The sequence below is a fragment of the Streptomyces sp. NPDC057623 genome, assembly GCF_042800355.1.
In the GTDB taxonomy this organism is placed as follows: Bacteria; Actinomycetota; Actinomycetes; order Streptomycetales; family Streptomycetaceae; genus Streptomyces.
The window spans coordinates 12,284-23,686 of record NZ_JBHVGZ010000038.1 but is presented as its reverse complement, the minus strand read 5'-3'; the positions used below and the strand labels follow the sequence as shown (position 1 = coordinate 23,686).

At 72.3% G+C, this 11,403-nt stretch carries 9 protein-coding genes; 2 read left to right on the top strand and 7 right to left on the bottom strand.

Annotation, left to right across the window (positions count from 1 at the left end; translation table 11 throughout):
• Positions 1-483 precede the first annotated feature (483 nt).
• Genes ACFU95_RS31035 through ACFU95_RS31025 form a run of 3 tightly spaced genes read right to left on the bottom strand, consistent with a single transcriptional unit; the run spans position 484 to position 4,477 of the window.
• Positions 484-2,391 (bottom strand): acyl-CoA synthetase, encoded by a 1,908-nt coding sequence (locus ACFU95_RS31035; protein WP_383834108.1) that lies wholly within the window; start codon positions 2,389-2,391, stop codon positions 484-486.
• Positions 2,388-3,347, bottom strand: coding sequence for a fumarylacetoacetate hydrolase family protein (locus ACFU95_RS31030; protein WP_383834105.1), 960 nt, complete (start codon positions 3,345-3,347; stop codon positions 2,388-2,390). Before ACFU95_RS31030 ends, ACFU95_RS31035 begins: the two co-directional genes overlap by 4 nt.
• The gene (locus ACFU95_RS31025; protein WP_383834102.1) at positions 3,344-4,477 is read right to left on the bottom strand and encodes a VOC family protein; all 1,134 of its coding nucleotides are present in this window, start codon (positions 4,475-4,477) and stop codon (positions 3,344-3,346) included. The genes ACFU95_RS31030 and ACFU95_RS31025 overlap by 4 nt, the downstream gene beginning before the upstream one ends.
• Positions 4,478-4,608: 131 nt before the next feature.
• Here ACFU95_RS31025 and ACFU95_RS31020 point away from each other — a divergent pair, with 131 nt between their 5' ends.
• Positions 4,609-5,259 (top strand): TetR/AcrR family transcriptional regulator, encoded by a 651-nt coding sequence (locus ACFU95_RS31020; protein WP_383834099.1) that lies wholly within the window; start codon positions 4,609-4,611, stop codon positions 5,257-5,259.
• Between the two features lie 168 nt (positions 5,260-5,427).
• Complete coding sequence (locus ACFU95_RS31015; RefSeq protein ID WP_383834096.1) at positions 5,428-6,054, top strand: TetR/AcrR family transcriptional regulator; 627 nt, start codon at positions 5,428-5,430, stop codon at positions 6,052-6,054.
• A gap of 30 nt (positions 6,055-6,084) precedes the next feature.
• On the opposite strand, the gene ACFU95_RS31010 is transcribed toward ACFU95_RS31015, so the two are convergent.
• From ACFU95_RS31010 to ACFU95_RS30995, 4 genes are all read right to left on the bottom strand, one after another.
• Positions 6,085-6,945 carry an NmrA family NAD(P)-binding protein gene (locus ACFU95_RS31010; RefSeq protein WP_383834093.1) on the bottom strand — a complete coding sequence of 287 codons (861 nt, stop codon included), beginning with the start codon at positions 6,943-6,945 and terminating at the stop codon, positions 6,085-6,087.
• Positions 6,946-7,000: 55 nt separating this feature from the next.
• A complete protein-coding gene (locus tag ACFU95_RS31005; protein ID WP_383834090.1) occupies positions 7,001-7,843 on the bottom strand; it encodes a transferase in 843 nt (280 codons plus the stop codon).
• Positions 7,840-9,105: a glycosyltransferase family 4 protein gene (locus ACFU95_RS31000; protein WP_383834087.1), complete on the bottom strand. Its 1,266-nt coding sequence runs from the start codon at positions 9,103-9,105 to the stop codon at positions 7,840-7,842. The genes ACFU95_RS31005 and ACFU95_RS31000 overlap by 4 nt, the downstream gene beginning before the upstream one ends.
• An 81-nt stretch (positions 9,106-9,186) precedes the next feature.
• The gene (locus ACFU95_RS30995; RefSeq protein WP_383834084.1) at positions 9,187-11,361 is read right to left on the bottom strand and encodes a glycoside hydrolase family 36 protein; all 2,175 of its coding nucleotides are present in this window, start codon (positions 11,359-11,361) and stop codon (positions 9,187-9,189) included.
• Positions 11,362-11,403 lie beyond the last annotated feature (42 nt).

Sequence of the window (11,403 nt, the reverse complement as noted above, 5' to 3'; positions counted from 1 at the left end):
AGTGGCGGGGCGGAGTCCAGCCGGACGGCACGCCGTCCCGGTACGGTCGCCCGTCGCGTCCCCCGCACGCGAGGCGATGCCGCGATGCCCGGTCCCCGGTCATCGGCCCTGATCGCCCTCGACGCGTCGGTGCCCACCGCTGTCGCAGGGCGCGTTCGTTCCCCCGTTGCCGGCCCAGCACAAAAACCATTCCCCCTACAGGCCGCCGGGACGGCGGCCATTGGTCCGTCACCCAAGCAGATCCGGACAGGCGGGTTCAAGACTTCTGAGAGGTCCAGACGACTTCCGGACCGCTTTTGGCGAGTTCGGAACACTTTCGGGTCAAGCTGGAACCGGGCCGACGAAAATGCCGTCCGCGCAGGTCAGGTGGCCTGGTGGTCGACAGGAGGACGGTGAGGCAGGCCGCCACCACGGCGGCCGAGCCGTGCGCCGGTGCCACGGTGGGGAGTCGGTCGCCGGCCCCCAGGTGCGTGTGGGAGTACCTCAGTCGTCCCCCCGGTGCTGTCCGACGACGCGGCAGGGCACCGCGAAGTTGCCGACCCGGCGCTCGACTTCGGCCACAGCGCGGGCCGGTGCCGAGTCGCGCAGTGTGACGGTGACCTTCACCGACCCGGAGTCGGCCTCGGCGCCGACACCCACCACGTCGTCGATGTCGGCGAGGACGCCGGTCAGGACACGGCGGGCCGCGTCGGCGCGCAGGGGAAGCTTGTACGGCTTGCCGACCGCGGTGACGGGGAGCGCGTCGAGGACGCGTACGGCCTTGGGGGCGGCGGCTGCCTCGCTGACGTGTGCGGCCGCCCAGGCGCGGAGGTCGTCCTCGCTCACGGTGGGGTCGGTGACCGTCACATAGGCCACCGGGACCTCGCCCGCCCGCTGGTCCGGCTGTCCGACGGCCTGGGCCGCGGTGACCGCGGGGTGCGAGAGCAGGGCGTCCTCGATCACCCCGGGGTCGATGTTGTGGCCGCCTCGGATGATCAGGTCCTTCGCACGCCCGGTGAGGTAGAGGAAGCCGTCCTCGTCGAGGTACCCGAGGTCGCCGGTGTCCAGCCAGCCGTCGGTCACCTTGCCCTGACCGCTGATCAGGAAGCCGTCCGCGGCCCGGCCCTGGACATATCCGGGGAAGACGGTGGGGCCGCTGATCAGGATGGTGCCCACCTCGCCGGTCGCCCGCTGCCCGCCCGTGTCCGCGTCGATGATCCTGATGTTCTGGTACGGCAGCCGCTGGCCGACCGAGCCGGGTCGGCGCACGTCCAGGAATCCGCGCACGCTGGCGCAGGTGGCCTCGGTCAGGCCGTACCCCTCGAGGAGCGGGATCCCGGTCGCGGTCTCGAAGTCGGTGCGCACGCCGTCGGGCAGCGCGGAGGCGCCGACCATCGCGCACCGCATCGAGCCGATGTCCGCTGCGCCGACGGGACACGTGGCCAGCACCGCGTACACGGTGGGCACGGCGCTCATCGCGGCGATCCGGTAGAGCTCGACGATCCGCCAGAACTCCGCGTACAGCGTGAGGTCGCGGTAGCCCAACGGCCCGGCCCAGACGACGTGCTGGCCGCGCAGCAGCGGTGCGAGCAGCGTGACGACGAGGGCGTTGACATGGAACAGCGGCAGCGCGGCGAACACGACCGAGTCCTCGTCGAGCACCGAGTTGGCCGCGATCATCCAGGCGTCGGCGACCTCGTTGGCGTGCGTGTGGGCGGCGAGTCTGGGCGCTCCGGTCGTGCCGCCGGTGTGGAAGAAGGCGGCGAGACCGGTGCCGGTGGGCGGCTCTCCGATGAAGCCGTCGCGTGGCAGGCCGGCCGCGGCGTCGGTGAGGTGGGCCACAGTGGCGTTCTCCACCGCCGGCAGCGGCGCGCGGTCCTGCCGCCCGCCGGTGGGGCGCAGGACGAGGACGTGGTCCACCAGGCCCTGCCGGGCCAGTTCGGCACTGGTCGCGAACGCCTCGGGGTCCAGCTCCGGTGAGGCGGTGACAACCACGCGGGCGCCGGCCCGGCGGATCAGTTCGGTGGCATGGTCACGGGCGAGTGCCGGGTTGACGGGGGTGGCGATGCCGGCGAGCTGGGCGGCCAGGAGTGCGGTGATCAGCTCGTCGCAGTTCGGGGCGAACAGTGCGACGGTGTCGTGGCGGCGGACGCCGAGCCGGTGCAGGGCGTTGGCCGCCTGGTGCACGTCGGCGAGCAGGTCCGCGTAGGTGCGGCTGCTGGGCGTGCGCCAGGACGCGGCGTCGGGGAGGACGGTGACGGCGGGCCGCTCGGGCCACTGCTCGGCGGCTCGCCGCAGCAGGTCGTACGAGGTGCCGGGCAGCCCGCGATCGGCGAGCGGGGTCGCCTCGATGACGGCCAGGTCGTCGGGGTGGTCGTAGCGCGGCCATGCCGCAGGGGTCTCGGTGGTCACGCGTACCTCACCTTGTTCTGCTGGGTGCCGAGGTCGAGGGCTCCGTCGGGGGTGCGGATGGACAGCTCCACCACGTCACCGTCGTGCAGGTACCTCTCGTTCCTCGCCTGGGAGTTGAAGAACGCCTTCCACTTGATCGCCGGGGGCAGGAGGGCACCGATGATCTCCACCGGCTTGGGCGGCGCCTTGAGGGCCGTTCCGCCGGGCGTGCCGGTGAGGATGAGGTCGCCCGGTGCGAGGGCCTGGAAGCGGGAGAGCTCCTTCAGGGCCTGGAGCGGGTTGTAGATCATGTCGGTCAGGTCGCTGTTCTGGCGGATCTCACCGTTGACCTTGAGGACCAGCTCCAGCTCGCAGAGCCGGTCGAGTTCGCCGGCGTCGAGCAGGACCAGGGCGGGGCCGACCGGGGTGAAGGTCGGGTAGGACTTGGCCTCGTAGAACTGTGTCTTGGGGAGCTGTACGTCGCGGGCGGAGACGTCGTTGGTGATGACCAGGCCGGCGATGTGGTCCTTCCAGTTGGCCGCGGTCACGGTGGCGCCGACGTCGAGGGGGCGTCCGACGACGAGGCCGAGCTCGATCTCGTAGTCCAGGAAGCGGACGTGGGCGGGCTTCACGATCTCGTCGAACGGGCCGCTGATGGAGCCGGACGTCTTGCGGAAGAACGTCAGCGGCACGCTCTCGGGGTTCATCCCCGAGTCGCGGACGTGGGAGACGAAGTTGGTCATCTGGGCGACCACCCGGCACGGCGCGGTGACCGGGGAGAGCAGCGGGAGTGCGGCGATGCGGCGAGGCTCGGCCGCCGAGGTGCCCGAGCGGGCCTCGGCCAGGGCCATGTGGACCGTGACCACGTCGTCGAGCAGTTCGGCGGTCGTCGTCGCGGAGGTCTCCACCGGGACGGCTCGGTGCGCGTCGAGCGCGACCCACCACGCGTCGGAGGTACGAAGGACGGAGATGGTCATGAGGTAGCCACTTTCAGCAGGCCGCGCAGGCGTCGGAAGTCGAACTCGTTGTCGTCGGATCGCAGGGCGGTGACGATCGAGCGCAGCTCGGCCAGCGACTCGCGGCCGGGGGCCGTGCCCATGAAGTCCTTGGTGGCCGGCGGGCCCCACTGCGCCAGGCCGGAGGCCGTCATGGGCGCCCAGCCGGGCTCCAGGGTGGAGTCGAACATGTCGCCGTCCGTGAAGTGCTCGACCAGGAAGCCGTCGGGGTCGCGCCAGTAGTCGAAGATCTGGCTGCCCTGGATGTGCCGGCCGATGCCCCAGGATCGGCGGTAGCCCTCGTCCAGCAGGTGCTGGCCGCCGGCGGCCAGCGCGTCGAGGTCGGTGACCTCGTACGCCGAGTGCACGTACCGGTTGGAGGGGCCGAGTGTGAGGGCCAGGGTGTGGTGGTCGGTCGGGGTGCGGCCGCGGTCGCAGCGGACGAAGCTCATCGTGGGGCCGCGTTCGCGCTGACCCTCGTAGTAGAGGAAGTCGCTGACGATCAGGCCCAGGTGCTCCAGGTACCAGTTCAGCGTGCGCAGGTAGCTGGTCGACTGGAGGACCACGTGCCCGAGGCGCCGTACGCCGGCCGGTTCCCGGGGCGGTCGTTGCGTGGCGTTGGCCCGGTCGAGGCCGCCGTCGACGTTGAGGGTCCGCGCCCGCTGCCCGGCCACCGCGGGCAGGTCGTCGGTGTCTGCGACGACGCGGACCCTGAGGCGGCCCGGGTCCAGCAGGTCCACGACGGACCCGCCCAGGGGCTGAGGCAGCGGCTGTACCCGGGTGCCGGTGGCGTCGGCCAGTCGCAGCAGGTCGCGGGGGTCGGCGGCGCGGAAGGCGGGGCCGAGGAACCGCGACCTGCGGCCCTTGCGGATGATCACGCAGGGCGCGCCCGCCTGGGTACCGCGCAGGTGCAGCTCGCGGCCGTCGCGGTACGACGTGACGAAGCCGAACGCCTGGGCGAAGGCCTCGGCGCGCTCCAGGTCGGGCTTGTGGAACTCCAGCCACGCGATGTCGTGCACCTTGATCACCGGGTTCACCGCCCGGCCCGGATGCTCGCCGGCCAGAGCGCCCTGCTCGGAGTGCAGGTCGTTGTGCGTCCCACCCACGGTCATCACCTCCTGAAGAAATATTCACTTCCGAATCTGACGTCAGTCAATAGAACTGAAGAAATCTTCAGGAAACAAGTCCGGGCGGCTAGAGTGCGGGGTGAGGCGAGGTACGGGGCGTGATGGAGGATGGCGTGATGAGCGAGCGGACCGCACCCAGGCGAGTCGACCGGCGCCGGGCGCGCACACGCACCGCGCTGGTGGGCGCGGCACAGCGCCTGCTGGCCGAAGGGCGTACCGACGTCCCCATCCTGGAGATCACCGAGCTCGCCGACATCGGGGTCGGCTCGTTCTACAACCACTTCGACAGCAAGGAAGAGCTCTTCCGCGTCGCGGTCGAGGAGGCGCTGGAGTGGTGGGGTTCACTCATGGACCGCCTCACCGCGGACATCGACGACCCGGCGGTGGCGTACGCCCAGAGCTTCCGCATGACCGGCCGGCTGCACCGCCGCCACCCCGAGCTCAGTCGCGTCCTGCTGAGCCAGGGGCTCGAACTGGCCCACTCCGACCACGGCCTGGCGCCCCGCGCGTTCCACGACATCCGCATCGCCGTGGACGCGGGGCGCTTCGAGGTGGAGGACCTGGACCTCGCCCTCACGATGACGGCGGCCGCCGTGCTGGCGCTCGGCTCGCTGTTGCACGCTCAGCCGGACCGTGACGACGCGACGTCCTCGGACCTGGTCGCCCGCGGCCTGCTGCGGCAGTTCGGCATTCCCGCCGACGAGGCCGCGCGGATCTGCTCGCTCGAACTGCCGGACCTCGACGTCGTGGACACCCTGGCGGGCTGAGCGCCGTCGGGACCGGGACGGCCGGGCACCACCGCCGGGTGCCCCGCCGCCGTCGACAGGGGGTGGGGGTACCGCTCCTCCTGTAGGGGATGCTCCAATTAGAGTGGACGCTTCAGCACATGACCGTCCCACACGGGTCGACGGCCCCGTACGACCGGAGAGGCACCCATGACCAGGCCGGAGACGCCGCGCAGGAAGCGCGCGAACGGGGTGGAGTCACGCCAGCGCATCCTCGACGCCGCTGTGGAGATCGCCGGTGAGCGTGGCTACGACGGCACGTCCATCGCGGCCGTCAGTGCCAAGTGCGGGCTGCCCGCCAGCTCCATCTACTGGCACTTCCAGGACAAGGACGACCTGATCGCCGCGGTCATCGAGCGTAGCTTCGAAACCTGGCTCACGGCCGTCGAGCTGCCGGGCGAAGAGGCCGGTACGCCCCTGGAGCGGATCACCGCCATGGCCGGCAACGTGGCCAAGTCGCTGGTCGACGCGCCCGACTTCCTCCGCCTCGGCCTCATGCTCGCCCTGGAGCGGCGCCCCACCGAACCCCGGGGCCGCACCGTGTTCCTCCAGGTCCGGCACATCACCCACCAGAAGATCGCGGAAGTGGCCACCACCCTCTTCCCCGACCTGGACGAGGACGCCGTTCACACCCTCACCACTTACGCCGTCGCCGGCGCCGACGGCCTGTTCGTGCACCGCGAGGTGGCCGGCGACTCCGTCGACCTCGTGGCGTTGTTCGAACTGCACGCGCAGCTCGTCCACGACGCGGCCGCCCGTCTGGCGGCAGGGCGGTAGGCCCCGCCGCCACGCGCACGAGGGCGGGGACTACGGCGTGGCGGCCCCACCGGGCCGCTTTGCGAAGGCGTCGGCGTGCGCCCCGGCCCACTGGCCGAAGGTGCGGGCCGGACGGCCGGTGACCTTCTCCACGGTGTCGACGACCGTACGGCCGACCTCCGGGGTGTTCCCGTACGCCTCCAGCAGGAAGCCGATCACGTCCTCCGGGTGGCCGGCCGCCCGCCACCGCGCGACGGCCTGCTCCTCGGTCAGCTCGACCAGGGCGATCTCCCGGCCCCGGGCGGCGGCGATCGCGGCCACCTTGTCGGCCACGGTGAGCAGTTCGGGCCCGGTGATCACGTACTCCTGGCCCCCGTGCCCCTCCTCGGTGAGCGCGACCGCGGCGACGGCGCCGATGTCGCCCTCGTGGACCATGGCGCTCAGCCGCGAGACGAACGGCTCGGACACCTCCCCCGAGGTCACGATCCCGTCCGCCCACTCCAGGGCGTTGGCCATGAACTCGACCGGCATGAGGACGGTCCAGGCCACACCCTCGTCCGCCCGCACGGCGTCCTCCAGCAGGGACGGACCGCCGCCGTGCAGCACGGTGACCCGGCGCACCCCGGCCTCCCGGGCCAGCTCCAGGATGCGCGGGCCGGTCTCCAGCGGGGCGAAGTAGGCCCCGCCGAAGGTGATCAGATGGAGGCCGGTCACACCGTCGAGGGCCGCAACCAGGCTCTCGGGCTCGGTCAGGTCGCCCTGGACGACCTCGACGCCGGCCGGGAAGTCGGCCCCCGCGGCATCGCGGGTGAGGGCGCGGACCGCGTGGCCGCGGGCGAGGAGTTCGGCGACGACCTGACGGCCGACGGTTCCGGTGGCGCCGGTGACAAGGATCTTCTGCGTCTGTGTCATGGAACGACCGTAGGGAGGCTTGCGGTCAGCTTCTGTCCGCAAGCCCGCACCGCCTTCAGGCGCGGGTCACCTCCACCGAGAGGTCGTTGTCCACCGTGTAGTAGGGCCGCACGGCGGCGGTGCCGACCACGGCCGTCGGAAGGACGAAGATCTCCTTGCGGTCCGCGACGTCGTCCAGCAGACGGCCGAGCCTGACCGGAGCCGGGTCCCCGTCGGACCGGGCCCGGACGCTCACGTCCCAGACGCGGGTGCCGGTGGCGTCGTCGGCGACCAGCTCCGGGTAGTCCACGACGAAGGTGAACGCGCGGCCGTCGCTCTCGCCCCGCGGCTCCAGGTTCCGTACGGTGCCGTCACCGCCCCGCAGCCGCAGCCGCACCGCGGCTCCTTCGGCGAGCGAGGCGCCGTGCAGCCGGGCCCTGACCGTCATCGACCGGTCCGTGACGTCGATGCCCTCGACCTCGGCGTGAGCGGTGCGCAGCCATGTCCGCACCGCGAGGTAGCCGTCCTTGGTGACGTACGGGACCCGCACGGCCACCGGCGACGGCCGGTCACGCAGGCGTCCGCCGACCAGGGCCCGCAGGTCGCGCAGGCCGGGGCGCAGGCGTCGGCGCGGGGCGTCGGGTTCGGGCAGGAGGTACAGGTCCCAGCGGCCCTCGGCGAGTGCGGGCTGCGGCTCCAGGACGGCGAGGAGACGGCCGTCGTGCGCGGGTTCCAGGTCGAGCACGTGGACGGTCTTCTCCGGCTGGCCCTTCTTGGGGCGCAACCGCAGCAGCAGTCGGGGCGAGGGGGCGTCGTCGGCCGCCGTCGACGGAAGGTCGAAGACGATCCGGCCGTCCGTGTCGGCCGTGCAGTCGGCACGAAGCTGCGTACCGCTCGTCGTGTCGGGTTTCGTGCTCAACGCCGTCCCCTCCGTACGGTGCGCAGCGCGCCGGAGGCCATGGCGTACGCGGCGTCGCGCGCGGCGAAGCCCTGGCTGACCAGGGCGCGTTGTATTCGGCCGCCTGCCGGTGCGGCTCCCCGCCCGGTCCCGCGCGCCGACCTGGCCTCGTCGATCAGGCGCTCGGCCTGCTCCACGACGGGGACCGGGGCGAAGCGTCGGGCGTTCTCCATGGCCGTACGGCCCATCCGCCGGCGGCGTTCGTCGTCGCGGACCAGGTCGAGGAGCGCGGCGCCCAGCGCCGCAGGGTCCCCGACCGGTACCAGCCGGCCGTCGACGCCGTCCTCGATGATCTCGCCGGGCCCGTAGGGGCAGTCGGTGCTCACGACGGGCAGGCCGCAGCGCATGGCCTCGACGATGGTCATGCCGAACGGCTCGAAGTTCGACGCGCACGCGGCGATGGAGCCCTTGACCCACTCCGCCTCCATGGGGGCCGCCGCCCCCATCAGAAGAGCGTTCTCGGACAGGCCCAGCCGCTGGATGAGACCGCGCAGCCGCGCCTGCTCCTCCCCCTTGCCGTAGATGCGCAGGTGCCAGTCCGGGTGTGCGGCGGCGACCTGGGCGAACGCCTCGATGAGCAGGTCGTAGCGCTTCACCGGGACCAGCCGACCGGCCGCGACCACCACCTTCGCGGTGCCGTCGGCCGCGGGCAGCACCGGATCGGGCACGCTGTTCGGGAGTGCTTCCACCCGCACCCCGGGCAGCCGCATCTTGCGCCGGTAGGCGGCGGCGTCCGCCTCGGTGACCGTGGTGAGCACGTCGAGTCGGCGGTACGCCCGGCGCAGCGTGGTGCGCAGCCGGGGCGGGTGGTTGTCGAGGGTGAGGTGTTCCTGCCCGACGCGGACGACGTGTTCCGGCGCCTGGCGGGCGAGGTGCACGTTGAGGCCCGGCCGGGTTCCGATGACGACCTCGGCGTCGGTCGCCGCCAGACACTCGCCGATCCGTCGGTCGGTCAGCTCGCTGTACTGCCCGTAGCGGTATTCGGCGGCGGGGAACACCTTGGCGGGTCTGAGATGCAAGGGGTGTTCCTTCTCGTGCCGCAGGTCCACCAGCGGCCTTAAGGACACGCGGGGGTCCAGGGCGAAGTTCGGGTGTTCCCGGTGCCGCAGCACCGAGACGATCTCCACGTCGTGCCGCTCGGCCAGGGCCTGCGCCAGGTTGAAGGTGGTGGTGATCGTGCCTCCGATCCCGTAGGCGTTGTGCAGCAGGAAAGAGATCTTCATGGCGGACTAGACCCTGGCAACCGCCCTTTAGTTGCCTGTTGTTATATCTCTGTTGTCTTGCAGGTCAGGTCCGTCCACCGGTCACGCGAGGAGACGGACCAGCACAACGGCAGGCGTGCGGGGCAGCGACACCCGCAGCCCCTCCCCGTCCCAGACCGCCGAGCCGGCGGCGGGCGCGTGCGACGGGTGGAGGATCTCCACGCGAACCTTCCGGCCCGCCAAGTGCGCCACCGGCAGGCGCAGTTCGGGCTCGCCGCCCCGGCGCCAGACCGTGAGGTACGACGTACGGTCACCGGGCGACCGCATGCCCAGCGCCAGCCACTCGTCGGTCCAGCCGGGCAGCCCCAGCGGCCAGAACGGCACGGCCCGTGCCAGGTCCGTGCGGATCGTCTTGTACGTGGTCACCGCGTCCCGCACGAGGGCGAGTTGACGCTGCGACATCCGGTCCAGATGGCCGGACAGATGGATCCGCCCGAGCAGCGCCCCGCCCAGTGTGAAGGCGATCAGGTCGTCGTCGAAGCCGGGCTGCGGGTAGGCCCAGACGGCGCCCTGCTCCGGCGGTACGGCGGTCGGTGCGGCGGCGGCGATGGGCGGGTAGCGCAGGGGGTCCTGCTGGTCGCTGGTGGACTGGAGCTGGGCGACGGCGAGGGTGGCCCCGTCCATCCGCATCCCGCCCGAGGCGCAGTTCTCGATCACCAGGTGCGGGTGCCGGTCCAGTACCTCGCAGAGCCAGTCCAGGTAGGCCTGGGCGTGGCCGAGCAGCCCGGCTCCGGGGGCGAGGTCCCCGGGCGCGAGCGTGCCGGGATCGATCACGATGTTGTAGTCCAGCTTGAGGTAGCCCACCCCCCAGTCGCCGACGATCCGGTCCACCGCCTTGTCGAGGTGGGCGCGGGCGGCCGGATGGCGCAGGTCGAGCTGGTGGCGGCCCTGCTCCGTGAGACGTACGCCGTCGCGCTGGAAGAAGGCGTCCGGCGGGAGCGCGGCGGCGACCGGGCTGCGCGCTCCGACGACCTCCGGCTCCAGCCACAGCCCGGGCACCATGCCGCGCTCCCGGATCCGCTCCAGGACCGTGCGGATGCCGCCGTCGGGGAAGCGGCGCGCCGAGGGCAGCCAGGCGCCGACGCTGTCCCACCAGCCGCCGTCCGCCGAGTCGTCGTACCAGCCGGCGTCCACGCAGAAGTATTCCGCGCCCGCCTGGGCCGCCGCGTCGATCAGGGGCAGCAGCTTCTCGGTGGTCGGGTCGCCCATGAGCGTGTTCATGTAGTCGTTGAAGACGACCGGGAGCGCGGTGTGGTCCGGGTGCGGGCGGCGCACGGCGCGGCGGTACGCGGTGAGCGCGCCCATCGCCTCGTCGAACCCGGCTCCGAGGGCCAGGACCCCCGGCACGGTGGTGAACTCCTCGCCCGGCGCCAGCCGGACCTGCCACTGGTGCTCCGCGTCCGTGGGGCCGTTGAGCGCCAGACAGGTGCCGTGCGCGCGTTCGCCCAGGTCCCAGCGCCAGCCGGCCGGGGACTCGACCTGCCACAGCCAGGTCCGGCCGCTGACCCGCTCCCTCAGCGCCCCCATCGGCAGATGACCGTCGGTGGGCCAGCTGCCTCGCCCGGCGAGGACCAGGGCGGCCCGGCTGTCGTGCTGGTGGGCGTCGACGTTGATGTCGGCGACCGTGTCGCGCAGCGGCTCGGTGTACCAACGGCACTCCGCGAGCCAGTCGTTGCGGGCCCGCAGCACGTCGAGGGCGTCCGGTGCGGGCAGACCGCCGACGAGGAGGCTGCTGACGGACTGGACGACGAGGGGCTGCGGGCCGTCGTTGCGGAGCCGGACACGGGAGCGCAGGACGGGCAGTCCGCCGGGGGACGTCAGTTCGGCGAACGCGGTCAGTCCGGTGGCCGGGTCGTGGAGTTCGACGGTCAGCCACTCCTGGTCGCCCCGGCTGCCGGTGCTGTGGCCCCGGTACTTCAGGCGCGTGCCGAGGGCCGTGCCGGTGAAGCGGGGGCCGGACCAGCCGCTGCCGTGCCCGAGGGCGGTGAGTTCGACGAGGGGGAGGGCGGAATCCCGGAGGGCGGAATCCCGGAGGGTCGCATCCGGGATGGTCGAATCCGGCTGGACGGATGCGGCGGGCGCCACCCCGGTGTCACCGAGCCGGACCAGTCGCGGTGTCCCGTCGGGGGCGATGGCGAACTCGGCCGCCAGGGCGGAATGCCCCCAGGAGAACGTGCCCTGCGTGCCGTTGAGATCCGCGTCGGCCGTACCGGTCAAGGTGCTCCCCCTGGTGAATCCCTCGTTACGGTCTCTTGACGG